This window comes from Flavobacterium lotistagni, assembly GCF_011392125.1.
Classification (GTDB): domain Bacteria; phylum Bacteroidota; class Bacteroidia; order Flavobacteriales; family Flavobacteriaceae; genus Flavobacterium; species Flavobacterium lotistagni.
On the sequence record NZ_JAAJBU010000004.1, the window covers coordinates 85,430 to 110,077 of the forward strand.

24 protein-coding genes are annotated in these 24,648 nt (G+C 41.0%); 20 read left to right on the forward strand and 4 right to left on the reverse strand.

What is annotated here, in order from left to right; genetic code table 11:
• Position 1: 1 nt before the first annotated feature.
• Genes G4D82_RS06415 through G4D82_RS06425 form a run of 3 tightly spaced genes read right to left on the reverse strand, consistent with a single transcriptional unit; the run spans position 2 to position 3,855 of the window.
• The gene (locus tag G4D82_RS06415) at positions 2-853 is read right to left on the reverse strand and encodes an alpha/beta fold hydrolase (RefSeq protein WP_235924315.1); all 852 of its coding nucleotides are present in this window, start codon (positions 851-853) and stop codon (positions 2-4) included.
• Between the two features lie 44 nt (positions 854-897).
• Positions 898-3,198, reverse strand: coding sequence for an oxidoreductase (locus G4D82_RS06420; RefSeq protein ID WP_166335752.1), 2,301 nt, complete (start codon positions 3,196-3,198; stop codon positions 898-900).
• Between the two features lie 51 nt (positions 3,199-3,249).
• Positions 3,250-3,855, reverse strand: a complete 606-nt coding sequence (locus tag G4D82_RS06425) for a flavin reductase family protein (protein ID WP_166335754.1) — start codon at positions 3,853-3,855, stop codon at positions 3,250-3,252.
• Between the two features lie 240 nt (positions 3,856-4,095).
• On the opposite strand from G4D82_RS06425, the gene G4D82_RS06430 reads away from it, so the two are divergent.
• The 20 genes from G4D82_RS06430 to G4D82_RS06525 all read left to right on the forward strand — a co-directional run bounded on the left by G4D82_RS06430 (position 4,096) and on the right by G4D82_RS06525 (position 24,076).
• Positions 4,096-4,515 (forward strand): IS1/IS1595 family N-terminal zinc-binding domain-containing protein, encoded by a 420-nt coding sequence (locus G4D82_RS06430; protein ID WP_166335756.1) that lies wholly within the window; start codon positions 4,096-4,098, stop codon positions 4,513-4,515.
• 87 nt (positions 4,516-4,602) lie between these two features.
• Positions 4,603-5,886, forward strand: a complete 1,284-nt coding sequence (locus G4D82_RS06435; protein WP_166335758.1) for a DcaP family trimeric outer membrane transporter — start codon at positions 4,603-4,605, stop codon at positions 5,884-5,886.
• A gap of 30 nt (positions 5,887-5,916) precedes the next feature.
• Positions 5,917-7,452 carry an MFS transporter gene (locus tag G4D82_RS06440; RefSeq protein ID WP_166335760.1) on the forward strand — a complete coding sequence of 512 codons (1,536 nt, stop codon included), beginning with the start codon at positions 5,917-5,919 and terminating at the stop codon, positions 7,450-7,452.
• A 10-nt stretch (positions 7,453-7,462) separates the two neighbouring features.
• Positions 7,463-7,690: a DUF6814 family protein gene (locus G4D82_RS06445; protein ID WP_166335762.1), complete on the forward strand. Its 228-nt coding sequence runs from the start codon at positions 7,463-7,465 to the stop codon at positions 7,688-7,690.
• 58 nt (positions 7,691-7,748) lie between these two features.
• Positions 7,749-7,943 carry a hypothetical protein gene (locus tag G4D82_RS06450; RefSeq protein ID WP_166335764.1) on the forward strand — a complete coding sequence of 65 codons (195 nt, stop codon included), beginning with the start codon at positions 7,749-7,751 and terminating at the stop codon, positions 7,941-7,943.
• A complete protein-coding gene (locus G4D82_RS06455; RefSeq protein ID WP_166335766.1) occupies positions 7,936-10,620 on the forward strand; it encodes an ATP-binding protein in 2,685 nt (894 codons plus the stop codon). Before G4D82_RS06450 ends, G4D82_RS06455 begins: the two co-directional genes overlap by 8 nt.
• Positions 10,621-10,626: 6 nt before the next feature.
• The gene (locus G4D82_RS06460) at positions 10,627-10,998 is read left to right on the forward strand and encodes a response regulator transcription factor (RefSeq protein ID WP_166335768.1); all 372 of its coding nucleotides are present in this window, start codon (positions 10,627-10,629) and stop codon (positions 10,996-10,998) included.
• Positions 10,999-11,011: 13 nt separating this feature from the next.
• Positions 11,012-12,907 (forward strand): AMP-binding protein, encoded by a 1,896-nt coding sequence (locus tag G4D82_RS06465; RefSeq protein WP_166335770.1) that lies wholly within the window; start codon positions 11,012-11,014, stop codon positions 12,905-12,907.
• An 84-nt stretch (positions 12,908-12,991) separates the two neighbouring features.
• The gene (locus G4D82_RS06470; protein WP_166335772.1) at positions 12,992-13,579 is read left to right on the forward strand and encodes a TetR/AcrR family transcriptional regulator; all 588 of its coding nucleotides are present in this window, start codon (positions 12,992-12,994) and stop codon (positions 13,577-13,579) included.
• Entirely contained in the window at positions 13,576-14,661 is a 1,086-nt protein-coding gene (locus G4D82_RS06475; protein WP_166335774.1) for an efflux RND transporter periplasmic adaptor subunit, read from the forward strand. Before G4D82_RS06470 ends, G4D82_RS06475 begins: the two co-directional genes overlap by 4 nt.
• Before the next feature lie 2 nt (positions 14,662-14,663).
• Entirely contained in the window at positions 14,664-15,887 is a 1,224-nt protein-coding gene (locus tag G4D82_RS06480) for an ABC transporter permease (protein ID WP_166335776.1), read from the forward strand.
• 1 nt (position 15,888) lies between these two features.
• Positions 15,889-16,560, forward strand: a complete 672-nt coding sequence (locus tag G4D82_RS06485) for an ABC transporter ATP-binding protein (RefSeq protein WP_166335778.1) — start codon at positions 15,889-15,891, stop codon at positions 16,558-16,560.
• A 93-nt stretch (positions 16,561-16,653) separates the two neighbouring features.
• Positions 16,654-18,561: an acetate--CoA ligase gene (acs, locus tag G4D82_RS06490; protein WP_166335780.1), complete on the forward strand. Its 1,908-nt coding sequence runs from the start codon at positions 16,654-16,656 to the stop codon at positions 18,559-18,561.
• Positions 18,562-18,678: 117 nt separating this feature from the next.
• Positions 18,679-19,812, forward strand: coding sequence for an NAD(P)/FAD-dependent oxidoreductase (locus G4D82_RS06495; RefSeq protein ID WP_166335782.1), 1,134 nt, complete (start codon positions 18,679-18,681; stop codon positions 19,810-19,812).
• A complete protein-coding gene (locus G4D82_RS06500; protein WP_235924316.1) occupies positions 19,805-20,515 on the forward strand; it encodes a methyltransferase domain-containing protein in 711 nt (236 codons plus the stop codon). The genes G4D82_RS06495 and G4D82_RS06500 overlap by 8 nt, the downstream gene beginning before the upstream one ends.
• Positions 20,512-21,564, forward strand: coding sequence for a type III polyketide synthase (locus G4D82_RS06505; RefSeq protein ID WP_166335784.1), 1,053 nt, complete (start codon positions 20,512-20,514; stop codon positions 21,562-21,564). The genes G4D82_RS06500 and G4D82_RS06505 overlap by 4 nt, the downstream gene beginning before the upstream one ends.
• Before the next feature lie 42 nt (positions 21,565-21,606).
• Complete coding sequence (locus G4D82_RS06510; protein ID WP_166335786.1) at positions 21,607-22,041, forward strand: 3-hydroxyacyl-ACP dehydratase FabZ family protein; 435 nt, start codon at positions 21,607-21,609, stop codon at positions 22,039-22,041.
• 1 nt (position 22,042) lies between these two features.
• Positions 22,043-23,317 carry a beta-ketoacyl-[acyl-carrier-protein] synthase family protein gene (locus G4D82_RS06515; protein ID WP_166335788.1) on the forward strand — a complete coding sequence of 425 codons (1,275 nt, stop codon included), beginning with the start codon at positions 22,043-22,045 and terminating at the stop codon, positions 23,315-23,317.
• Position 23,318: 1 nt separating this feature from the next.
• A complete protein-coding gene (locus G4D82_RS06520; RefSeq protein ID WP_166335790.1) occupies positions 23,319-23,570 on the forward strand; it encodes an acyl carrier protein in 252 nt (83 codons plus the stop codon).
• Positions 23,567-24,076, forward strand: a complete 510-nt coding sequence (locus G4D82_RS06525; RefSeq protein ID WP_166335792.1) for a 4'-phosphopantetheinyl transferase family protein — start codon at positions 23,567-23,569, stop codon at positions 24,074-24,076. The genes G4D82_RS06520 and G4D82_RS06525 overlap by 4 nt, the downstream gene beginning before the upstream one ends.
• On the opposite strand, the gene G4D82_RS06530 is transcribed toward G4D82_RS06525, so the two are convergent.
• Positions 24,047-24,646 carry a 3'-5' exonuclease gene (locus G4D82_RS06530; protein ID WP_166335794.1) on the reverse strand — a complete coding sequence of 200 codons (600 nt, stop codon included), beginning with the start codon at positions 24,644-24,646 and terminating at the stop codon, positions 24,047-24,049. The genes G4D82_RS06525 and G4D82_RS06530 overlap by 30 nt on opposite strands.
• Positions 24,647-24,648: the final 2 nt, after the last annotated feature.

Below are 24,648 nucleotides of genomic sequence, written 5' to 3' on the forward strand. Positions count from 1 at the left end.
ATTAACTGTTTAAGAAACTTTCTACGTTAGCGAAATAAATCTCAGGTGCGTCCAGCCATCCGTAATGAGCGCAGTTTTTCATCAATACGAGCTTTGAATTCGGGAAAGTAGCAGCGATTTTCTCAGCGGTTTCGACGGTCAGGATATCATTTTCGCCTTGAAAAACCAAAACGGGTTGGTGGAAATTTTTGAATTTTTTGGCGCAATCGTACTTGATTTTGAACAAATCCTGAATCACTAAAGTATTGATTTCAGCATTGAATTGCAGCAGTCGTTCGGCAATAATTGGGGCTTTGGATTTGTCGTAAACATAAGCATAGGCCAAATATTTTGCGCGGCCTTTTCGGGTTTCGAGTGAAGTATCACCATTGTTTTGCTTCTTTTCAAAATATGCCAGGCTGTCTCGTTGGGTTGGGGAAAGATGCTCAAGTTGTCTTTGACGAACGTAAGTGGTAAATTCCATATTGATGCCACCGGAATTTGAAAGAATCATTCGATCTATATACTCGGGATGTTTTGTAGCATAATAAGTAGCTAATATGCCGCCGAACGAATGCCCGAGAATGGCCCATTTGTCTATTTTTAAATACTTGCGGAGGTTTTCCATGTCTTGAACCATCAAATCCATGGTGATATTTTTACTACTGATAGCCACTTCAGATTTGCCTGTGCCGCGTTGGTCGTAGGTAATTGTTTGGTAATTGAATTTAGCAAGTTCTTGAGCGATATAAGTAAAACCGTCGCTGTTCATGCCCGGACCGCCGTTGATAATCAATAAAGGTTTTCCCTTGCCGAATGTGCGGTAATACAATTTAGAATTGCCGCTATCAATGATATAATCAGTCTGTGCCATGACTGATGTTGAAAGTAAAAACAATAGTAAACATCCGACTTTCATTAGGGTTGGTGGCTTTCGGGTTTGAGTGCTTTTTTCATCGCTTCGGTATTTTTTCTAATCGATTGTTCTAATGGATACAAATGTGAAATTCCAGCTTTGTATTGATTCGGAATATCAGTAGGTTCAAAATTCTCGTAAGCTTGAGCATGGCGAACAAAATTCGGATCCAATAGTAGGGGTCTGCCCAAAGCCACCAAGTCGGCACGACCATTAAGCAAAATTGTGTTGATTTGATCTATATCTTGGATGTAACCAGTTGTAATCGTTGGAATATGAACGGTGTTTCTAACCATGTCTGAAAAAGGCGTTTGCCACATTCGACCCACTTGAGGTTTCTGATGTTCTACGGTATTTCCTGTAGACACATTGATGATATCGGCACCAGCATTTTTAAAGGCTTCACAGATGAAAATTACTTCGTCTTCGGTGATTCCGTTTTCGGTCCAATCTGAAGCGGAAACACGAACAGACATCGGTTTGTTTTCGGGAAAAACTTCACGCATGGCTTGGAAAACTTGCAATGGAAATTTTACCCTGTTTTCAATTTTGCCTCCGAATTTGTCTTTTCGTTTGTTGGTGAGTGGGGAAAGAAACGAGGCGAGTAAAAACCCGTGATGCGCTTGCAATTCGATCATGTCAAAACCGGCTTCTTCTGCAAATATCGTCGCATTGACGAATTCTGAAACGATATTGTCCATGTCAGAAACGGTCATTTCTCTGGGCGTGGGCATCGCGTCATTAAACGGAATTGCAGAGGCGGAAATCAAATCCCAACCGTGTTTGGCCAGCGGAATATTGTTTCCCTTTGACGGTACGTTGACCGAGCCTTTTCGGCCGGAATGTCCTAACTGAATTCCTATTTTAGACTTGCTGTATTTATGAACGTAATTTACAATTTTCTTCCACTTAAGCATTTGTTCTTCAGACCAAATTCCGGCACAACCTAAAGTGATTCGGCCCGTTTTTGAAACCGCGGTCATTTCGGTCAAAATCAAACCAACACCTCCGGTAGCGCGTGCTCCGTAATGCACCAAATGCCAGTTAGAAACCAAGCCGTTTTCAGCAGCATATTGGCCCATCGGCGACATGACAATTCTATTTTTGAGTTGCATATCGCGAAGGGTAAATTCGGTAAAAGCCGCCGGAGTTTTTACCTTGAAATTGCCAATGCTGCAATTGAATTCGGTAAGCACTTTCTCGGCAAAGGTGGCATCGCGTAAGGCCAAATTCTCGTAAGTTACTTTTTTGGAGCGCGTCATTACGCCAAACGCAAACTGCATAAAATCGTGATGCATGTGGCGTTCGATTTGTTCAAACCATTCGAGCGAAACTGTTGCGGCATGTTGTATCATCTCCACGCGGTTGCGGCGGAGTTGTTCGTATTTATCGAATGCTTTTTTTGTGTCGGTCTGATGTTCAATCACCGAATCAGCTAAGGCAATGGCACATTCCATCGCGAGTTTGGTTCCTGATCCGATAGAGTAGTGGGCTGTGGCTTTAGCGTCGCCTAGTAAAACAATATTCTCGTGATGCCAGTTGTCATTGACCACGTGTGGAAATTGTCGCCAATGCGATTTGTTCGAAATCAGCGGGTGTCCGTCGAGTTCTTCAGCAAAAATAGCACTGAGTTTTTGAATCGTATCTTGTTCGTTGGTAGTTTCAAAACCGGCGTTGTTCCATGTTTCTTCAGTACATTCGAAAATCCAGGTGCTCATACCTTTTTCGTATTGGTAAGTATGAGCTATAAAAGTACCGAAATCAGTAGTTTTGAAAAAATAAGTAAAAGCATCAAGTGGTTTGGTTGAGCCGAGCCAGACAAATTTATTTTTCTTGAATGTGATTTGCGTTCCGAATTGTTTTTGATGTTCGTCACGTATCGCGCTATTAATACCGTCTGAAGCGATGATGTAAGTCGAATCCTTGAATTGGGAAAGATCGCTAACATTCTGTTGAAAGTGCAAATTAACGCCTTCTTCTTGACAACGCTGTTGCAAGAGTTGTAAAAGGGTTTTTCTCGAACAACCGCAAAATCCGTTGCCTGAAATACGCACAGTTTCTCCGTCGCGAACAATGTCTAAATCGTCCCAATAGGCAAATTTGCTGCGAATCAGTTCGTAAGATTTTGGATCGCGCGAGAGAAATTCGCTTAAAGTTTCATCTGAAAAAACAACGCCAAAGCCGAAACTGTCATCGGGTTGGTTGCGTTCGTAAATGTCGATTTGGCATTCAGGATGGGCTTTTTTTAATAAAATGGAAAAATACAATCCGCCCGGACCGCCACCGATTACTGATATTTTCATAATTATTTAGCAAGATCGCAAACCAATCATTTCCTTGATTTACGATGGTTATTAATTCCTTTTGATTGAGAAAACTTCTCCCAATCTCGCATAGTTAGAACCGGCCAAACGAGCGATGGGTTGATATAAATCGATATTGATTTTCATGTCATCCAGTATAATATCTTCATCTATATGGAACATCACGACTTTTCCAATTAGAATTGTAGAGCCTCCGTTTTTATGGTTCTCCAATGTGTAATGATGCACCAGTTCGCATTCCATAGCAACAGGACTACCTTGCACTCTGGGCGGTTTCACTTTTAAGGAAGGAATTGGGGTAAGTCCGGCAAAGTCGAATTCGCTTTCATCTGATGGGATTGGATTTGCGGTATCATTCATCTGCGCCGCCATCGCCTCAGTCACCATGTTCACGACAAATTCTTTTTGTTCTAAAACGTTGTGCAGTGTGTCTTTAATTTGGTTATTGCTTCTAGACGCCGAAAACATAATGTGTGGAGGATCATCTCCAACTGCATTGAAATAGGAAAAGGGTGCCAAGTTGTAAATTCCATTGGTGCCTATCGAGGAAATCCAACCAATAGGTCGCGGAATAATAGTGCCGGTGAGTAATTTATAAATAGACTTTTGGTCCATTTGCTGTGGGTCGAGTTGCATAGAACGATTGAATATTGGTCTTACAAATAAAGTGAATTAATGTTTATTTTGAAATGATTGGGTAAAAAAGGTTTTTGGTTTACCGCTTTAAGTGATTATAGTTGCAATTCCTTAAATTCATTGGTATAATTCAATAAAAACTATTAAAAACAAGAAGGTGTAAAATTTTTCTTTGAATTTTTTGCGATATCTGTTTTGATATAATTGCTAAATAAGTATATTTATGCAAAATTTATATATATGGAAATTTTAACCTGTCCTAAATGCAAAAACAACGAAGTAGTAAAAAGCGGTGTAATCAAAGGCAGGCAAAGGTATTGCTGCAAAAAGTGTAAATATTATTTCACAGTATATAAACTCGGAAAAAAAATCGATGACTACTATGTGACTAAAGCACTTCAGTTGTATTTGGAAGGATTGAGTTATCGTGAAATAGAGCGAATTATTGGGGTTTCGCACGTCACGGTGAGCAATTGGGTTAAAGAGTTTAAAATCAAAAAACCATCTCATGCCGATTATCATCCTACGTATAAGATTTTTAACCATTTAGAACTAGTCGAATACTTAAAAAACAAAGAACTTTTGTCTGGTGCAGGTATGATTATTACCGAACTCGGCGACAAGTTCATGCTTATAAAATGGGAGCGTTTTAAAGATTAGCTATAGTGCTTTACAAAAAGATATACCAAAATTTTTTTCAGCGGCAATAAATTAGAATTTGGTTCCAACAAAACCAAAAACCAATTTATGATGAAAAAAAACTATGTATTGCTTTTGCTGGCCTTGACAATCGGCAAAGCTTTAGGCCAAAGTTCGAGCCCGGCTGCGGCTCCGGCAGAGAAAGAATGGGATGTCAGTTTGTACGGTTTTATCCGCACAGACTATATCTGGGACACTAGAAAATCTTCTCAAGTGCGCGAAGACAATTTGAACCTGTATCCGCTCGATGAAGCTCTAGATGTAAATGGAGACGATATCAACAAAGCACCACAATCGAACTTCTTAGCAGTCACTTCCCGATTGGGTGTGAAAGTGAAAGGGTCAAAAGTTTGGGGTGCTAAAACCTCCGGAACTATTGAAGGTGATTTCTTTGGAAATTTTGAAGGCTCGACGATCGGTTTGTTTCGTCTCAGACACGGATATGTGAACCTTGATTGGGAAAGAACTAGCTTGACTATGGGACAAACCTGGTATCCGCAATTTATTCCCGAAGTATTTCCGGGCGTCGCGAATTTCAATACCGGAATTATGTTCAACCCATTTGGTTGGGCAACTCAAGTGAAAGTAAAACACATGCTAACCAAAGACCTTTCGTTCACGGCTGTGGCTTATAAAGAAAGAGAATTTACCACCCAAACTGCCACTGGAGGTAGCCAGAATTCGGCTTCATTAAACTCGGTTTTACCGACGTTGCACGGACAATTTCAATACAAAAACAAGAGCGTTATTTTGGGTGTCGGTGGCGAATTCAAGTCGTTGCAACCGCTTACATCAAATGGCAGCACCACGAATTTACTCGCTTCCGATGAAAAGGTTAACAGTACTTCATTTTTCGGTTACGCGAAATATTCCAACGAGAAAATTTCAATCAAAGCTTACGGAATTACAGGCGGCAACTTAGCCAATTTAGTGATGCTCGGCGGGTTTACGGGAAAAACAGAAGCTGGAAAAGTCGAAACGTATAAAGCCATTCAAACCACTGCCTATTGGGTTGATATTGCCAGTAACGGAAAGGCGGTTGCACCCGGCATTTTCTTCGGTTACACTAAAAACCATGGTTCCGGAAACGACGATTCGGTAGCCACATTTGCCAACTATTCCCGAGGCGTCAGTGGCAATAGAGTAGTAGATAAAGTTTGGCGTTTGTCAGGCCGCGTCGATTTCAAACAAAACAAATTCAGAATCTCGCCCGAGCTTGAATATACAGTAGCCACTTGGGGCGATTTGGTGAAAAGTAATGCCACAGCATACAACAATAAAAAAGATTTAGGTAATTTTAGAACCATGATTTCGTGTTCTTATTCCTTTTAATTAACTCACTAACCTTAAAACCAACATTTTATGACAAACAGATCAACAAAAGGAATCTGGAAAGTGATTTCCGCTTCTTCGATGGGAACGATGATCGAATGGTACGACTTCTATATTTTCGGAAGTTTGGCTGTGGTGATCTCGACCAAATTTTTTCCGGCCGATAACCCAACCGCGGCATTTTTATCGACCTTGGCTACTTTCGCTGCCGGATTTGTAGTGCGTCCGTTTGGGGCACTTTTCTTCGGTCGATTGGGCGATTTGATTGGAAGGAAATACACTTTCATGGTCACGCTTTTACTTATGGGCGGCGCGACTTTTTTAATCGGTTGTATTCCGAGTTACGAAACCATCGGTTTTTTTGCGCCATTGCTCGTACTGATTCTTCGATTACTCCAAGGATTGGCTCTCGGCGGTGAATATGGCGGAGCAGCCACTTATGTAGCCGAACATGCTCCGGTAGGCCAACGCGGCTATTGGACTTCTTGGATACAAACTACCGCTACGGTCGGATTGTTCATTTCATTAATGGTCATCTTGGCGACCAAAAACGTGTTATCCGCTGAAGAATTTGATGCTTGGGGTTGGCGTGTGCCTTTTTGGGTTTCTATTTTAATGGTGGGCGTTTCGTACCTTATCCGTAAAAATATGTCTGAATCGCCGGTATTTGCTAAAGCGAAATCCGAAGGAAATACCAGTACCAATCCGCTCAAGGAAAGTTTTGGGCATCGATACAATCTTAAATTTGTCTTGCTGGCTTTGTTCGGAGCGACGATGGGGCAAGGTGTGGTTTGGTACACCGGTCAATTTTATGCTATGAGTTTCATGAAAACCGTCATGTCGATTGATTCTTCTCAAGTCGATACCTTATTAGGGATTGCCTTGGTTCTCGGAACACCTTTCTTCATAGTTTTCGGTTGGCTCAGCGATAAAGTGGGCAGAAAGTACATCATGATGGGCGGAATGTTGTTAGCGATTTTGCTCTATCGCCCAATTTACAAAGCGATGTACGAAACCACTAATGTTAAAAACAAAACCGAAATTATCGAGCAAACCAAACTTGTCGCCGAACTTAAGGAAAACAAGAAACAAACCTTAGATTCCATCTACACCACCAACAAAACCTATACAGACGGAACCACTTTTGTTGAAGTAAAAACGGTTTCTTTGGAAAACGGTAAAGCCATGATTGTCGATGGCAAACCCAAAGTAGAAACCAAAACCACGGTCACTATTAATAGTCATGACGAGTGGATTTTGATTTTCTTGATTTTTATTCAGGTGATTTTCGTTACCATGGTGTATGGGCCGATTGCCGCTTTCTTGGTAGAGATGTTTCCGGTTAAAATTCGCTATACTTCGATGTCATTGCCATACCATGTCGGAAACGGTATTTTCGGAGGGTTACTTCCAGCGATTTCAACTTACTTCGTAACGCACGCCAAAGACGCCGGCGATCCGGAATTCTATCTCGAAGGCTTGTGGTATCCGATTGTAATTGCATCGATTTGCTTGGTCATCGGAATGGTTTACATCCAGAATAAGAATAAAATTACTCATCATTAAAAAAATAAATATGGACCAATTAAAAAGAGTTTTAGGAATGGTATGGCTGGCTTTGGCAGTAGCCGCAGCTTACTTCTGTATATTTGAATTCGGATTGCCCAAATTTCAGTCCGGAAAACAAGACGATTTGGTGTTCGGTATAATCATTTTGTTTGTACTTACTCCGCTGATTGTAGCCGGTTTAGGAACCTTTGGCTACTATGCACTGATGGGCGAATACGATCATTCCAAACGATAAATAGTAATGCTGCAATCTCTGTACTCACCGCAGGGATTGCAGTTTTTTAATCATAAAGATGAAGAAAAGACACATCCAGAAATTGCTGCTGCTGAGTTTTGTTTTGCTGCTGGCCTTTAACTTTCCAATTTTGCTGTTGTTCAATTCAGCCGAGTCGGTGTTAGGCATTCCGGTGATTCTTTTCTACGTCTTTATACTTTGGCTTATTTCGGCACTAATTTCACTGATTATCTTCAAAAAGTTCAATGAGTAGTTTCGGTTTGTTGTTGGTTTTACTGCTCTATCTCGGATCGCTGTTCTTCGTGGCGCAGTGGGCCGAAAAAAAAGGCAATTCGAAATGGACGAACAATTCGTATGTCTATTCCTTGTCTTTGGCAGTTTATTGTACAACTTGGACTTACTATGGCAGTATCGGTGTAGCGGCCAATTCAGGTTTGAATTACATTCCGATTTATTTAGGGCCGGTTTTGATTTTTCCTGCCTGGATATTGATTCTAAAGAAAATCATCCGCATTTCACGTGTTAACAAGATTTCAAGTATTGCCGATTTTATCTCGTTGCGTTACGGAAACAGTAGATTTCTGGGTGCGTTGGTAACCATTATTTCGATTGTGGCGATTTTACCCTACATTGGTTTGCAGTTGAAAGCCATTTCGGAAACTTTCCACGTCGTGACTAAAAGCCAAAACAGTCACAATGTGCTCTCGGATTCATCTACTTATGTGGCGATTGTACTGGCTTTATTTGCGTCATTCTATGGTTCACGCTATGTAGATGCTACCGAAAAACGCAAAGGAATTGTCACCGCGGTAGCTTTAGAATCAGCGATTAAATTGTTTTTCTTTTTGATTCTCGGGATTTATGTCACGTTCTTTGTTTTCGACGGATTTCAAGACATTTACAATCAAGCATCGGTAATTCCCGGATTTAAAGAAAAAAACACGGTCAATGGTTTGGAAGGCGGCATGAACTGGCTGATGTATTGCATCTTATCGTTGTTTGCAATTTTTCTTTTGCCGAGGCAATTTCACATGTCAGTAGTAGAGAACAATCGCGAAAGGCATGTTCGTACGGCCATTTGGCTCTTTCCGCTTTATCTGTTACTGTTCAATATTTTTGTGTACCCGATTGCTTGGGGCGGCAATATTCTTTTTGATGGCAAAGGCTTTAATTCGGATATGTATTCGTTGTTGATACCACAATTTTTTAACAACCAGACCATGACCTTATTGGTTTTCTTTGGCGGATTGTCTGCTGCTATTTCGATGATTATTGTTTCTTCGATTACCTTGGCGACGATGCTCAGTAACAACCTTTTGATTCCATACGGATTGCTGGGTTCATTGGCGGCAGAAAGTCAAGTGGAAAACAATGACCGGATTGTGCGCATTAGAAGAATCGGAATTTTCCTGATGATTATTCTTGCTTATATCTACTATAGGTATTTCATTTTAGGATTTTCACTGGTTTCTGTCGGCATGATTTCTTTTGTGATTATCGCACAACTCGGCCCGGCGTTCTTCGGAGCGATTTTCTGGAAACGAGGTTCGCTGCGTGGTGCATTGGCTGGGATTATTACGGGAATAGTGGTTTGTTTTTATACGCTAATGTTGCCGTTTTTGCTGAGTTCCATTCATCCGGAAAGTCGTTTTTTTAAAGAAGGGATTTTCGGCATCGATTTGCTCAAACCCTTTCAACTTTTCGGTTTGGATTATCTCGAACCGGTTCCGCACGCTTTGTTTTGGAGTTTGCTGTTCAACTTTGTGGCTTATCTTTTTGTTTCAGTGAGTTTTAAAGGAAACTATCGCGAGCGCAATTACGCCGAGATGTATGTCGATATCAACCGTTACATTACCAACCACGAGAATGCTTTTGTTTGGAAAGGAACCGCTTACGTGAAAGATATTGAGAAAGTGCTCATCCGATTTTTGGGCGAAGAACGAACCCATCGCGCGATGAAAATCTTCAAGCTCAAATACAATATCGACAAAGACAACACCATGGCAGACGCACGTTTGATTAAGTTTGCCGAGAATTTGCTTACCGGGCATATCGGTACGGCTTCCGCTAAAATCTTGATAGAAGGCGTGACCAAAGAAGACAAAATCAGTTTGCCTGAAGTGCTTCGGATTTTGGAAGAATCTAAGGAGAATATTGTCATCAACAAGAAACTAATCGCGACTTCGAACGAGCTCAAAATCATTTCCGAACAACTCAAGAACGCCAACCAATCGTTGATGCTCAAAGACAAACAGAAAGACGAATTTCTCGATACGGTCACCCACGAACTTCGCACGCCAATTACCGCTATTCGTGCTGCTAGTGAAATTCTTTATGACGATGATGAAATTCCGGAAGAACTCCGTAAGCAATTCCTGAAAAACATCATTTCAGAATCCGATCGTTTGAACCGCTTGATCGACAAAATCCTAGATTTGGAAAAACTCGAAACCGGAAAGCAGAAAATTAACATGTTGCCGGGCAATATCGTGCAAACCATTCGCGAATCTGTCGAGCCACTGAACCAATTGCTTGTCAATAAGAATATTTCGCTTACTTTTATCGACAGTGAAAACGAGGTGCATTGCCGTTACGATCACGAGCGGATTGTTCAGGTGATTACGAATCTGGTTTCAAACGCCATTAAATTCTGTGATGAAAACCAAGGTGTGATTAAGGTAGAAGTCGAAGAAGTTCCAGATTTGGTGCGGATTCACATTTTCAACAACGGTAAAAATGTCGTTGAGGAAGATATTGAAGCCATTTTCGACAAGTTCTACCAATCGCAAAACCAGAACATCAAAAAGCCGATAGGCAGTGGGTTAGGGCTTGCGATTTCCAGACAAATTGTCGAATTGCACCACGGCGAAATCTGGGCCAGAAACCACCAACCAACAGGCGTAACTTTTACCTTTACATTGCCAAAATAAAGCACTATGAAAAAAATCCTGATTGTTGATGACGAACCGAACATTTTGATGTCGCTCGAATATACGTTTCGCAAAAGCGGCTATGAAGTTTTTATTGCCCGAGACGGTAAAGAAGCGCTCGAAATCCTTCAGGTTGAAGTGCCGCACTTGATTATTCTTGACATTATGATGCCCAACGTAGATGGCTATGCTACTATTGAATTTATTAAAAATGAACCCCAATTGCAATTTTGCAAAGTGATTTTCCTTTCGGCCAAAAACAAAGAATCCGACATTGAGAAAGGAATGGGCCTTGGTGCCGATGCCTACATGACCAAACCGTTTTCGGTCAAGAAACTCATCGAACAAGTGCAATCACTGCTGCAAGAAGCTGATTAAAACACAACAAAAAATGAATTATAAAGAATTTTATACCCAAAGCATCCAAGAACCGGAGCGCTTTTGGGCCGAACAATCCCGTGCTATTTCCTGGTATAAAGAACCAAATAATATCCTGTCAAAAGGCCAAAACGATTATCCGTTGTGGTTTGCCGACGGCGAGTTGAATGCCTGCTATTTGGCGCTTGACAAACACATCGTAGACGGATTTGGCCATCAAACTGCTCTTATTTACGATTCTCCCGTTACTCAAACGGTAAAGTATTTTACTTACAATGAAGTCAAATCTGAAGTGGCGCGTTTGGCTGGCGGATTATTAGCGCTAGGATTGAAAACCGGCGACACAGCGGTAATTTACATGCCGATGATTCCGCAAGCTGCTTTTGCCATGTTGGCCTGTGCGAGAATTGGTGTAACGCACGCCGTTGTTTTCGGTGGTTTTGCGCCTCACGAGTTGGCCATTCGAATTGATGATTGTAAACCCAAAGCGATTATTACCGCCTCATCCGGAATTGAAATTGACCGACTGATTGCCTACAAACCTTTAGTTGACGAAGCCATTGTACTGGCTCAGCACAAACCTAAAAAAGTAGTGGTATTCAATCGCAAACTTGGCGCAAGAGTGCCATTTAAAAAGTATGATGTTGATTACGATGCTTTGGTTTACGGCTCGGAAGAAGCGCCTTGTGTGGCTCTTTGCTCAACTCATCCGCTGTATGTTTTGCATACTTCAGGAACTACCGGAAAGCCTAAAGGAATTGCCCGCGACACCGGCGGTTATGCAACGGCGCTCAAGTTTTCAATGCAATATATTTATGGTGTTCAACCCGGTGAAATTTTCTGGGCGGCTTCAGACGTGGGTTGGGTGGTTGGCCACAGTTTTATTGTTTACGGGCCATTAATTAACCGGAATACTACCGTTATTTTTGAAGGAAAACCTATCCGAACGCCCGATGCTTCTACCTTTTGGAGAGTCATTAGCGAACATCGTGTTAATGTCATGTTTACCGCTCCGACGGCGATTCGCGCCATCAAGAAAGAAGATCCAAACGGCGATTTCATCAAACAATATGATTTGAGTTGTTTGCGAACCCAGTTTTTGGCTGGCGAACGTTGTGATGTGGCGACTTTAGATTGGTACCGTGAGCACATTCCAATTCCCGCGATTGACCATTGGTGGCAAACAGAATCCGGTTGGCCGATGATTTCCAATATGATTGGGGTGGAAGCACCTAAGATAAAACCCGGTTCGGTCGGAAAGTCGGTTTGCGGTTTTAATATTAAGATTTTTGGTGAAGATGGAACCGAACTCAAAGCTGGAGAGGAAGGTTACGTGGTGATTCAATTGCCTTTACCACCGGGTACTTTGCTTGATTTATGGCAAGAACATGAACGATTCAAAGCGGATTACCTTAACCAGTTTCCGGGCTACTATTTTTCTGGTGACGGTGGCTGGATTGATGAAGACGGGTTTGTCTATATTACTGGCCGGGTTGATGATGTAATCAATGTAGCGGGGCACCGACTGTCAACGGCTGAGATGGAAGAAATTGTCGCGTCGCACCACTCGGTAGCAGAATGCGCGGTGATTGGGGTGAATGATGAACTCAAAGGGCAAACTCCGCTGGCCTTGGTGGTCATGAAATCGGGCGAAACGATAGAGCATTTTCAGTTAGAACAAGAAGTGGTGCAGTTGGTCAGAAAGCAGATTGGTGCAGTGGCAGCCATGCGCGATGTAGTTATTGTGCAGCGCTTGCCCAAAACCCGTTCGGGGAAAATCCTAAGAAAGTTGCTCCGAACTATTGCTGACGGAAAGTCATTTCAAGTACCATCGACCATTGATGATGAAGCCATTATTGATGAAATCAAAGCCGTTTTGCAGGCACATAAAGTAGCCGCATTCAAATAATTTTAAATTTAAAACCAATGTTATGTTGATGTTGGTTTTTTTATTTTACTTTTGCGAAGTGAATGTTCACTAACTTATGTTCCAATGATTCAACAAACTTCTACCAGACAAATAGAAATCATAGAAGCCGCCGGGCGATTGTTAATGAAAAGCGGTATAAAAGGCTTGACTACAAAGAATCTCGCGCAGGAAATGGGTTTTTCCGAAAGTGCGCTTTATCGGCATTTCAAGAATAAGGAAGATATCATCGTGCTGCTCATTGGACATCTCGAATCGAATATCAAAGACAGGCTAGGGGAAGTTAGTCAAAGCAAACTTTCAGGCACAGAGAAATTGCAGGCGATTTTCAAGAGCCAGTTTGCCTATTTCAGCCAAAATCCGCATTTTATTATTGCGATTCTCTCAGAAGGTTTGTTTGACGAAACCGAAAAAATTCACTCGGCCGTAATGAAAATCATCAGTTTTAAACTTCAGTTGTTGGCCGGAATCATAGAACAAGCGAAAGAGGAAAATCAAATTACGGATGAAGTTCCTACCTTGGATCTGGTTCACATTCTCATCGGAAGTTTCCGTTTGATGATGCTCCGTTGGAAACTGTCCCAATTCCAGATCGATTTGAATCTCGAAGGCAATCGCATCATCCAAACCAATCTTAAATTGTTCAAGAAATGAAAAAAATACTAGCCGCAATCATTTTGGCATCGGTTGTTTCGTGTCAGTCATCACAGGAAATCCGGCCTATCAAACAAGATATTCAGGAACTGGTTTTCGCATCCGGACAACTCGAATGGGACGATTCTTATAACCTCACCGCGCAAACCGACGGCGTATTACAAGCACTGGATTTTGAAGCTGGCGATTACGTCAACAAAGGAAAAGTGCTGGCAAATATTGACAATCCGGTGAATCAGATTAACGCGCAAGTGGCAGAGGAAGAACTCCGGATTTCGAACCAAAATGTCACAGACAACGCACCAGCATTACAACAATTAGCACAAAGCATCGAAATTGCCGAAAGCAAGTATTTGCAAGACAAGAAGAACGCCGAACGTTATCAACGGCTGCATCAGAACAACATCGGCTCGCAAGTGGAGTTCGAAAATGCACAGCTGGCCGCCAAAAATTCGTTATCAAACTGGAACGGACTCAAAAAACAATATGCGCTTTTAAAACAACAAGCCCGACAGCAACAAATTGCCAGCAAAGGCCAATGGCAGAGCAACAAGGTTTTAAAAAATTACAATTCGATTGTAGTGGCCGAAAGTGGAACCATCGTCAAGAAATTCAAGAACAATGGTGATTTTGTAAAAAAAGGCGACGTGATTGCCATTGTCGGCAACCAGAAAAAAACGCAGGCTGTACTCAATGTTGACGAGAACAGTATCGGGAAAGTAGCGCTGGGTCAGTCGGTGTTTGTCAAATTGAACACTAACAAGGAGAATATTTTAACCGGAAAAGTTTCAGAAATTCTGTCGGCTTTTGATACGCAAACCCAATCGTTTATCTGCAAAGTCACTTTCGACAAGCCTCTAAATCACACGATTTACGGAACCCAACTTGAAGCCAATATTTTGGTGGGCGAAAAGAAAAACGCACTGCTGATTCCGCGTAGTTATTTGGGTTTTGGCAACAAGGTCAAGGTAAAAGGCGACGACGAAAATACAATAATTAAAACCGGAATTATTTCTACCGAATATGTTGAAGTGCTCAGCGGCATTGACAGCCAAACGACTTTATTACCGCTAAAACCCTAACGATGAACATCAGCTCAGCCATTGCCAAAACATATCTGTTCTCGAACAAGAAACTCACAGCTGTAGCGGTTTTGGGCGTCGTTTTAGGTATGTCGATTTACATTTTTATGAACAGCATGATGGTCGGTTTTGATCGAAGTTCCATGGCCTCCATCTTTAAATCCAATCCGCATATTCGTTTGTATAAAGATGATGAAGTGAGCCAACCGTTACTTCAAAGCAAGTCTACTACGCCGATAATTATAAACCCTAAAGTGGTTCCGGTTACCAATACGATTATCAACCCGAACTTAATTATAGAGACAATTCTAAAACAAAAAGAAGTTACCGTAGTGACGCCGCAGGTAAATACCAACGTTTTTTACAACAACGGCAAGTCGCAAATTTCGGGGCTTTCAGTGGGAATCAAACCCGATGAAGCCAATTTGATGTATGATATTAAGTCGTTTGTCGTGGAAGGAAACTTTGATTTGCTCAAGTCTAACACCAACGGAATTGTGATTGGCAGCGGCATTTCCGAAAAAATGAACCTCGACGTCGCAGACAACCTGAACCTTACTTCTTCTAAAGGCGTCAACCGCACGTTTAAGATTGTCGCGATTTTCAAAACAAACAACTCCAACACCGACAAAACCAAATCTTATATCAATATCGCAGCGGCACAACAACTTTTAAAAGAAGGTTCGAGTTACATTACCGATATCAACATCAACATCACCGATCCTGAAAATGCCGAAATTGTGGCCCAAAAAATAGAATCCGTTACCGGTTATAACGCCGAAGGTTGGAAGCAAGCCAATGAAACCCTGATGGCTGCCAATAAAATGCGCAAAATCATTATCACATTTGTTTCATTGACGATTTTGCTTGTGGCAGGTTTTGGAATTTACAACATTCTGAACATGACCGTTTCTCAGAAAATCAATGACATTGCAATTCTCAAAGCGATGGGTTTTAAAGGTAAAGACGTCATCCAGATTTTTGTCACACAAGCGGTTTCGATTGGCGTGATGGGCGTTTTGGGCGGAATGCTGCTGGCTACTATACTAATTACGGTGCTCAAGCGCGTTTATGTTGGCGGTGATATTGGTTATTTCCCGATTGATTATGAAATGAAAAAGTTTATACAAGGCGTGGCCATTGGGCTAATCATCACTTTTTTTGCCGGATACATTCCTGCGAAGAAGGCTGCCAATGTAGATCCGGTTGAAATTTTAAGAAAGTAAGATGAAGATGCTTCAAACCAAAAATATAGACAAATATTTTTACCAGCCTACTGAATTTCAAGTGCTGAAGAAAATCAGTTTCGAGGTCAAGAAAGGGGAATTTCTTTCGATGATCGGGAAATCGGGCAGCGGCAAATCGACACTATTGTATATTTTGTCTACAATGGATACCGATTACAATGGCGAACTCTGGATTGACAACCAACTCGTTACAGGTTTAACACCGAATGAATTGGCCGAGGTGCGGAATCAGAAAATTGGTTTTGTATTTCAATTCCACTATTTGTTGCCAGAGTTTTCTTGTTTGCAAAATGTGATGATTCCTGCGCTTAAATTAGGGAAACTTTCGGTCGCCGAAATAGAAGAGCGCGCTTATCAAAAACTTGATATTTTAGGGCTAAAAGACCAAGCACTCAAACCGGCGAGCAAGCTTTCAGGCGGCCAACAACAACGGGTTGCCATTGCCCGGGCGCTCATCAATGACCCTTTGATTATCATGGGTGACGAACCGACGGGAAACCTCGATAGCAAGAACACTTCAATAGTGTTTGATATTTTTCAGGAGCTTACTAGGAATTTCGGACAAACAATTATTGCCGTGACGCATGATGATGATTTTGCCCGAAAAAGCGATCGTATTATCGAAATGAAAGACGGCGAGATTTTGGTTTAATCGGGTTGATTTGTATATAGTAAATTAGCAATAATATTCTTTTTCAATTTAACAGAATCATTACATTTACATTACTATTCTAAAAAACCAACCATGAGTTATTATAAGATTGACAACCTCGAAAAATATTTTAAGCATTATAACAAATCCATTCGCGAACCTAGGAAGTTTTGGGGAAAAGTAGCTGAAGAAAACTTCACTTGGTACCAACACTGGGACAAAGTCATGGAGTTCAACATGGCCGAAGCCGAAATCAAATGGTTTACCAATGCCAAGGTGAACATCGTTAAGAATTGCATCGACCGTCATTTGGCCAAACGCGGGAACAAAACAGCCATTATCTTCGAGCCCAACGATCCGAATGAAGCTGCGCAACATATTACTTATAACGAATTGCACCAACGGGTTTCAAAAATGGCCAATGTGCTGCGCGAACAAGGCATTGCAAAAGGAGATCGGGTTTGTATTTACTTGCCTATGATTCCGGAATTGGCTGTAGCAGTTTTAGCTTGTGCGAGGATTGGTGCGATCCATTCGGTGGTTTTTGCCGGTTTTTCTGCTTCGGCGGTTGCTTCTAGAATTGATGATAGCCAGTGTAAAATGGTGATTACTTCTGATGGCGGTTATCGCGGAAACAAATCGATCGATCTCAAAGGCATTGTGGATGAAGCTTTGGAAAAATGTCCTTGTGTTGAGAAGGTACTTGTGGTCAAAAGAACCAACACCAACGTGAACATGAAAGAAGGACGCGACCAATGGTTGCAACCTTTGCTCGATGCCGCCTCAGACAATAACGTAGCGGAAATCATGGATTCAGAAGATCCGCTATTTATTTTGTACACTTCTGGCTCAACGGGAAAACCTAAGGGCATGGTGCATACTACCGCAGGTTACATGGTCTACACGGCTTATACATTTAAGAATGTTTTCAATTATGAAGAGAACGATATTTTTTGGTGCACGGCAGACATTGGCTGGATTACTGGTCATTCTTATATTCTATACGGACCATTGCTCAATGGCGCTACGACAGTAATTTTTGAAGGCGTTCCTTCATATCCTGATTTCAGTCGGTTCTGGGAAGTTATTGAAAAGCACAACGTAACCCAGTTTTACACCGCGCCAACAGCCATTAGAGCATTGGCCAAAGAAAGTTTGGATTATGTACAGAGATTTCCGTTAAGTTCTTTAAAAGTGATAGGTTCAGTAGGCGAGCCGATTAACGAAGAAGCTTGGCATTGGTACAACGACCACGTAGGAGGGAAGCGCTGCCCGCTGGTAGACACTTGGTGGCAAACCGAAACCGGAGGCATTTTGATTTCTCCGATTGCTTTCGTCACGCCGACCAAACCAACTTATGCCTCTTTGCCGTTACCCGGAATCCAGCCGGTGCTCATGGACGAAAAGCGCAATGAAATTGAAGGCAATCAAGTGACCGGAAGTTTGTGCATCAAATTTCCTTGGCCATCCATTGCCCGAACGATTTGGGGCGACCATCAACGTTATAAAGACACTTATTTCTCGACTTTTCCAGGAAAATATTTTACTGGCGACGGTGCTTTACGAGATGAAGTCGGTTATTACAGAATTACCGGAAGGGTAGACGATGTCGTCATTGTATCAGGTCACAACCTCGGTACTGCGCCAATTGAAGACGCGATTAACGAACATCCGGCGGTGGCTGAAAGTGCTATTGTTGGTTTCCCACACGACATCAAAGGCAATGCACTCTATGGTTATATTATCTTGAAAGAAATTGGTGAAGGCCGCGACCGTAACAACTTATCGATTGAAATCAACCAATTGATTTCTGATCAAATCGGCCCGATTGCCAAACTCGATAAAATTCAGTTTGTTTCCGGTTTGCCTAAAACGCGCTCCGGCAAAATTATGCGGCGTATTTTACGGAAAATTGCCGAGGGTGATTTCTCAAATTTTGGAGATATCACGACACTGCTGAATCCTGAAATCGTAGACGAAATCAAAGCAGGAAAATTATAAAAGCAAAAACCGTTTCACTAAAGAAGCGGTTTTTTTATTGCGACGCAGCCGTGAATTATATAAATTTTTCGCGTCACGATCAACTTTTCTAGCGCCATATTGACTAGCTTTACCACAATGGAAAAAGCACCGGAAATAGTAATATTAGGCGCAGGCTTGGCTGGTTTGACCGCGGCAATTCATTTGTCTAAGCTCGGTCACAAGGTTACTATAATTGAAAAAAGTACTTTTCCGAAACACAAAGTTTGTGGCGAGTATATTTCCAACGAAATCGTTCCTTATTTGCAATGGCTCGGTATTGATTTAGAAAGTTTGCAGCCGGCGCGCATTTCTTCTTTGCATTTTTCGACAACAACCGGCAAGTCTATTCGCTCCGAGTTACCGATGGGTGGTTTGGGTTTGAGCCGTTTTGCACTCGATTTTTACATGTATGAAAAAGCGTTGTCGCAAGGTTGCAAATTCGTCCATCAAACAGTAACTGATGTTGGTTTCGAACGTGAGCAGTTTACCATCGATTTACTAAACGGTGAAAGTCTCACAGCAGATATAGCAATCGGCGCCTACGGAAAACGCTCCACCCTCGATCAAAAACTCCATCGAAATTTCATTTCTAAGAAATCGCCGTGGCTGGCTGTAAAAGCGCATTACCGTGGTGAATTTACGCCAAACGTAGTTGGTTTACACAATTTTAAAGGTGGCTATTGTGGCGTGTCGAAAGTGGAGAACAACCTAATAAATATCTGCTATCTGGCCGATTATGAAACTTTCAAAACCTATCGAAACATCGAGCAATACCAATCTGAAGTGCTGTCGGAAAACCCATTGTTAAGAAGCATTTTCCAAAGCCTTGAACCTGTTTTTGAAAAGCCGCTAACCATCAGTCAAATCCATTTCGATAAAAAGAATGTGGTGGAAAACCATCTGCTCATGATTGGCGACAGTGCCGGAGTAATACATCCTTTATGTGGCAACGGTATGGCGATGGCGATTCATAGCGCTAAAATGCTAAGTGAGTTGATTGACGATTATTGCCATATGAAAATCAAAACCCGCAAAGCACTAGAAATTGAATATGCTGTGCTTTGGAACAAAACTTTTAAAACCAGATTGCGTGCCGGAAGAATGCTCAGCAGTATTTTACAACGACCGCAACTATCAAATTTTTTAATCCGTATTTTTATTCAATATCCACCGTTGTTTTCACAGGTCATCAATCGAACGCACGGAAAAAAAATAGCTATTCATGATTAGTACCAAGCATAGAACAGAGAAGCCCGAAATCATGGATGATTTTAACCTGCAAGGCCATTTGCTGACCGATGCTTTGGATAAAATAGCAGCAATTAATAAATGGCTTGGTGGTAATCAACTTACGATTAAAAGTGTCAAAAAATTGCTCAAAGATTGGTCAAAGGAAAAACCGGTTCATATTGTTGATTTGGGTTGCGGTAATGGCGATATGCTTCGAAGTTTGGCTAATTACGGTTGTAAAAATGATTTTAATTTCAAGCTTACAGGTATCGATGCCAATGCATTTACGACCAATTATGCTAAACAATCTTCGTTGACTTATCCGAACATTGAATATGTTGCTGCGGATATTCTTGAGTTCGATTTTAAGCAACAACCTATAGATATTGTGCTCTGTACACTTACTTTGCATCATTTCAAGAACGAACAAATTATGGCGCTCTTGAACCGTTTGAATCAAACTGCAAGCAAAGGTATAGTGGTGAATGATTTGCATCGAAGCAAAATCGCTTATTATTTGTTTCAATTGCTTTGCCTGATTTTTCGCTTGAACCGAATGTCTAAAGAAGATGGGCTAACTTCGATTTTACGTGGCTTTACCAAAGACGAATTGGTATCATTTTCCAAGAATTTAAAATTTGCCCGATATAGTATTGTCTGGAAATGGGCTTTTCGTTACCAATGGATTATCTATAAATCATGAGTGTTAAAATTACTACCGTTGCCAAAGTTTTGCCCCAGTATTCGCGTTCAACTGACGAAATTATTCCGTTGGTAAAACAATGGTTAACGGGTCAGGATGAGCGTTTCATTCGAAAAGTAATCAAGATTTTCGAAGGTGCTGCCGTTGATAAAAGGTATTCGATTATGGATCCAATGGAAGTTTTTAGTGCCACATCGTTTGAACAAAAGAACGAAATTTATGTTCGTGAAATGATTGATTTAGGCGAGAAAGTGCTTCGTTCGGCCTTGCAAAAAGCGAATTGGCTACCGCAAGATGTAGATTATATCATTACAGTAAGTTGCACCGGAATTATGATTCCGTCCGTTGATGCTTACCTGATTAATAAAGTTGGGTTAAAACATGATATTGTGCGGCTTCCGGTAACCGAAATGGGTTGTGCCGCTGGTGTTTCCGGAATCATTTACGCGAAGAATTTCCTAAAAGCGAATCCTGGAAAAAGAGCTGCTGTAGTGGCGCTTGAATCTCCAACGGCTACTTTTCAGCTCGACGATTTCTCGATGGCCAATATCGTGAGTGCTGCTATTTTTGGTGATGGTGCCGCATGTGTTTTGCTTTCGTCGAACGCTGAGGATTCTGGGCCAGAGATTATTGATGAAGCGATGTATCATTTCTATGATCAAGCGCATATGATGGGTTTTAAACTCACAAATTCAGGTTTGCAAATGGTGCTAGATGTCGAAGTTCCTGAAACCATTGCGAAGCATTTTCCGGATATTATTCGTCCATTTCTAGCCAAAAACAATTTGAGTTTGGAAGCCATCAACCATTTAATATTTCATCCTGGCGGTAAAAAAATAATGCAAACTGTAGCAACTTTGATAGAAAGTTCGGGTCAGCATCTTGAAGCTACCAAAGAAGTACTGCGTTTATATGGCAATATGTCTAGTGTTACTGTACTATATGTTTTAGAGCGAATATTGGAGAGAAAACCCAAATCTGGCGAAAAAGGTTTGATGTTGAGTTTTGGGCCCGGATTCTCTGCTCAAAGAGTGCTACTAGAGTTTTGAGAACAATGGAATTTGAGTCAATTTGTGTGTAAATTAGCGTAGATGAATAGTAATGAAATTATAGCCAAGTTGCCCTATAGCAAGCCTTTTCTATTTGTGGATGAAATTCTGAAAATCAATGAAAATGGAGTCGAGGGCTGTTTTACTTATGATGAAAATCTCGATTTCTATCGAGGTCATTTTAAAAGCCAACCCATTACACCGGGCGTCATATTGACTGAAACTATGGCACAAATTGGAGTAGTATGTTTGGGTGTCTTTTTAATGAATAATCAGTTGGTATCAAATGGTTTAATTGCCTTAACATCAACTGAAATAGAGTTTTTAAAGCCTGTTTTTCCTGACGAAAAAGTTACTGTTACTTCTGAGAAAATCTATTTCAGATTTGGCAAACTCAAATGTAAAGTCAGTATGAAGAACAGTCAAAATGAATTGGTTTGTCAAGGCATTATCGCCGGAATGATTGTGAATTTTTAACATGAAAAGAAGAGTTGTTATTACCGGATTAGGCGTTGTGGCACCCAATGGAGTAGGGGTTACTGCGTTTCTTGAAGCCATACAAAATGGTATATCGTGTATTAAATTTAATCCTGAGTTAGATCGGTTGCAATTCTCGTGTCAAATCTCGGGAACACCTGAAATTTCAGACGCTCTAAAAGAAAAATACTTTACTACTTTGGAATTGCGAAATTTCAACTCCACCGGGATTTTATATGGCGTTGTTGCAGGAATGCAAGCATGGGCTGATGCCGGTTTGCCTATTGTAAGCCAAGATGTACCGGATTGGGATTCTGGAACTATTTTCGGCACCGGTACTTCAGGTATCGATAAATTTCGCGAAAGCATTTACAAGATTGATGACTTTCAAACTCGGAAACTAGGTAGTACTGCTGTTGCCCAAACTATGAATAGTGGCGTAAGTGCTTATCTGGCCGGCAAATTGGGCTTAGGAAATCAAGTTACGACCAACTCCTCAGCTTGTACTACAGGAACTGAAAGTATTCTGATGGCTTACGACCGAATTGTTTCCGGACAAGCCCAACGCATTTTAGCCGGTAGTACTAGCGATTCTGGGCCTTATATTTGGGGCGGTTTTGATGCCATGAAAGTCTGTACCTTCAAACATAATCACGAACCTGAAAAAGGCTCACGTCCGATGAGTGCTAGTGCTTCTGGATTTGTACCGAGCAGTGGAGCCGGAGCTTTAATTCTTGAAGATTTAGAAACTGCTATGGCTAGAGGTGCTAAAATATATGCAGAAGTTTTAGGTGGAAATATCAATTCTGGCGGGCAAAGAGGTGAGGGAACAATGACAGCACCAAATTCTGTTGCCGTGCAAAGATGTATCATAAAAGCGATCGAAAGTGCAGGCATCTCTGCTCAACAAATTGAGGCCATTAATGGGCATTTGACTGCCACGAGCAAAGACAGCCTTGAAATCTTGAATTGGGTTGCAGCTTTGAATAGAAAAGGAAAAGATTTCCCTTATATTAATTCGTTGAAGTCGATGGTTGGGCATTGTTTGTCTGGCGCAGGTAGCATAGAAAGTGTGGCCACTGTGCTTGAGTTATGTCACGGATTTATTTTTCCAAATTTGAATTGTGAGGATTTGCATCCCGAAATTGCCGAAATCGTAGCAAATGAGCGAATTCCTCAACGCATGGTGGAAAAGCAAATAAATATTATAGCTAAAGCAAGTTTTGGTTTTGGTGATGTTAATGCTTGTGTTATCTTTAAAAAATATACCCAATAGTATGGAAAATACTGAAATTGTAAACCAGCTCATAGCCATTGTCAAGCCATATGTAACTGAAGTTGAAGCCTTAAACGACCTCAATGAGAATACAGATTTCATCAACGATTTAAAAATCAATTCAGCGAATTTAGTCGATATAGTGCTCGATATTGAAGAAGTTTTCGGCATTGAAATCGACAACGAATCGATGCAGAAAATGCTAACTGTGAAAGCCACGGTTGAAATTATTCAAAACAAACTAAAGATATGATTGGCAATGATATCATTGATTTGGAATTGGCTTCTAAACAAAGTAATTATCAACGAAAAGGTTTGATTGAAAAGTTATTTAATCTGCCTGAACAGCAGTTGATTTTAGGTGCCGATCAACCCGAAATTTTTTTCTGGAATTTATGGAGTAGGAAAGAAGCGGCTTATAAAATTTACCATAGAGCCACTAAAATTAGAGCTTTCAATCCGAAACAATTTAGTTGTGAATTGCCTTTTTATATTAATGGTATTTTGCTAGGAAAGGTAGTTACCAACCATGATTTTTATTGGGTTAGAACTACTATCAATTCATCTTATATATATAGCGAAGCGGTTTTGAATAGTGAAGATTTCCATAATATTAGTGAGGTTGACCTTGTCAATATTGAGAAAGATTTAAACGGAATCCCATATCATAAAATCTCCAATAATCCAATATCGGTAACCCACCACGGAAATTTTGAAAGACGAATTCAATTAAATAGGCAAATTGAGCCGCGACTTTAATTTTAGGAACAATAGCGCAATGGTGTAAGCATCTTCAGATGAAGCATAGCGGTCGCTTCTAGTAATTTTAAATGCTTTGCAAAGGTCATCGATAGAAAATTGCTTGTCGGTGATATCACTCAGTTTCCTATACATAATCTCGACGTCGAGTGCCTCGTTCTTAATCCGACTGCACCCCATTTTATACAAAGCTTCATTAATCATTTCAATATCAAAATGGATGCGATGCCCAACCAAAATCGCGTTTCCTATATATTCAATAAAAGCTTGTATGGCTTCAGGTTCACCTAGTTTAGGCAAGTTACTTTCAATGATAAACTCGTTCGAAAGGCCATTGTCGTGTAAATATCGGTACTGCAAAAGAACCACTTCAAAATGATCTTGCACTACGATACTATTGTTTTCCACTGCAATTGCACCTATTGATAGAATTACGTCTTTGCTAGGATTCAAACCAGTTGTTTCGGTGCTGATGACCACAAATCTAGTAGCTTTTTTCTCAAACTTTGAAACATAATTTTTCCAAAATTCGGGATACTCTTTGTTGATATTTTTAATCCAATCGAACATAA

What these genes read in the sequence shown, in the direction of transcription:
- G4D82_RS06420 (WP_166335752.1), bottom strand. Translation starts at nt 3,198, where the DNA reads ATGAAAATATCAGTAATCGGTGGCGGTCCGGGCGGATTGTATTTTTCC.
- G4D82_RS06515 (WP_166335788.1), top strand. Translation starts at nt 22,043, where the DNA reads ATGAAAAGAAGAGTTGTTATTACCGGATTAGGCGTTGTGGCACCCAAT.
- G4D82_RS06430 (WP_166335756.1), top strand. Translation starts at nt 4,096, where the DNA reads ATGGAAATTTTAACCTGTCCTAAATGCAAAAACAACGAAGTAGTAAAA.
- G4D82_RS06435 (WP_166335758.1), top strand. Translation starts at nt 4,603, where the DNA reads ATGATGAAAAAAAACTATGTATTGCTTTTGCTGGCCTTGACAATCGGC.
- G4D82_RS06475 (WP_166335774.1), top strand. Translation starts at nt 13,576, where the DNA reads ATGAAAAAAATACTAGCCGCAATCATTTTGGCATCGGTTGTTTCGTGT.
- acs (WP_166335780.1), top strand. Translation starts at nt 16,654, where the DNA reads ATGAGTTATTATAAGATTGACAACCTCGAAAAATATTTTAAGCATTAT.
- G4D82_RS06425 (WP_166335754.1), bottom strand. Translation starts at nt 3,855, where the DNA reads ATGCAACTCGACCCACAGCAAATGGACCAAAAGTCTATTTATAAATTA.
- G4D82_RS06495 (WP_166335782.1), top strand. Translation starts at nt 18,679, where the DNA reads ATGGAAAAAGCACCGGAAATAGTAATATTAGGCGCAGGCTTGGCTGGT.
- G4D82_RS06525 (WP_166335792.1), top strand. Translation starts at nt 23,567, where the DNA reads ATGATTGGCAATGATATCATTGATTTGGAATTGGCTTCTAAACAAAGT.
- G4D82_RS06465 (WP_166335770.1), top strand. Translation starts at nt 11,012, where the DNA reads ATGAATTATAAAGAATTTTATACCCAAAGCATCCAAGAACCGGAGCGC.
- G4D82_RS06470 (WP_166335772.1), top strand. Translation starts at nt 12,992, where the DNA reads ATGATTCAACAAACTTCTACCAGACAAATAGAAATCATAGAAGCCGCC.
- G4D82_RS06505 (WP_166335784.1), top strand. Translation starts at nt 20,512, where the DNA reads ATGAGTGTTAAAATTACTACCGTTGCCAAAGTTTTGCCCCAGTATTCG.
- G4D82_RS06415 (WP_235924315.1), bottom strand. Translation starts at nt 853, where the DNA reads ATGGCACAGACTGATTATATCATTGATAGCGGCAATTCTAAATTGTAT.
- G4D82_RS06480 (WP_166335776.1), top strand. Translation starts at nt 14,664, where the DNA reads ATGAACATCAGCTCAGCCATTGCCAAAACATATCTGTTCTCGAACAAG.
- G4D82_RS06440 (WP_166335760.1), top strand. Translation starts at nt 5,917, where the DNA reads ATGACAAACAGATCAACAAAAGGAATCTGGAAAGTGATTTCCGCTTCT.
- G4D82_RS06500 (WP_235924316.1), top strand. Translation starts at nt 19,805, where the DNA reads ATGATTAGTACCAAGCATAGAACAGAGAAGCCCGAAATCATGGATGAT.
- G4D82_RS06455 (WP_166335766.1), top strand. Translation starts at nt 7,936, where the DNA reads ATGAGTAGTTTCGGTTTGTTGTTGGTTTTACTGCTCTATCTCGGATCG.
- G4D82_RS06530 (WP_166335794.1), bottom strand. Translation starts at nt 24,646, where the DNA reads ATGTTCGATTGGATTAAAAATATCAACAAAGAGTATCCCGAATTTTGG.
- G4D82_RS06520 (WP_166335790.1), top strand. Translation starts at nt 23,319, where the DNA reads ATGGAAAATACTGAAATTGTAAACCAGCTCATAGCCATTGTCAAGCCA.
- G4D82_RS06485 (WP_166335778.1), top strand. Translation starts at nt 15,889, where the DNA reads ATGAAGATGCTTCAAACCAAAAATATAGACAAATATTTTTACCAGCCT.
- G4D82_RS06445 (WP_166335762.1), top strand. Translation starts at nt 7,463, where the DNA reads ATGGACCAATTAAAAAGAGTTTTAGGAATGGTATGGCTGGCTTTGGCA.
- G4D82_RS06510 (WP_166335786.1), top strand. Translation starts at nt 21,607, where the DNA reads ATGAATAGTAATGAAATTATAGCCAAGTTGCCCTATAGCAAGCCTTTT.
- G4D82_RS06450 (WP_166335764.1), top strand. Translation starts at nt 7,749, where the DNA reads ATGAAGAAAAGACACATCCAGAAATTGCTGCTGCTGAGTTTTGTTTTG.
- G4D82_RS06460 (WP_166335768.1), top strand. Translation starts at nt 10,627, where the DNA reads ATGAAAAAAATCCTGATTGTTGATGACGAACCGAACATTTTGATGTCG.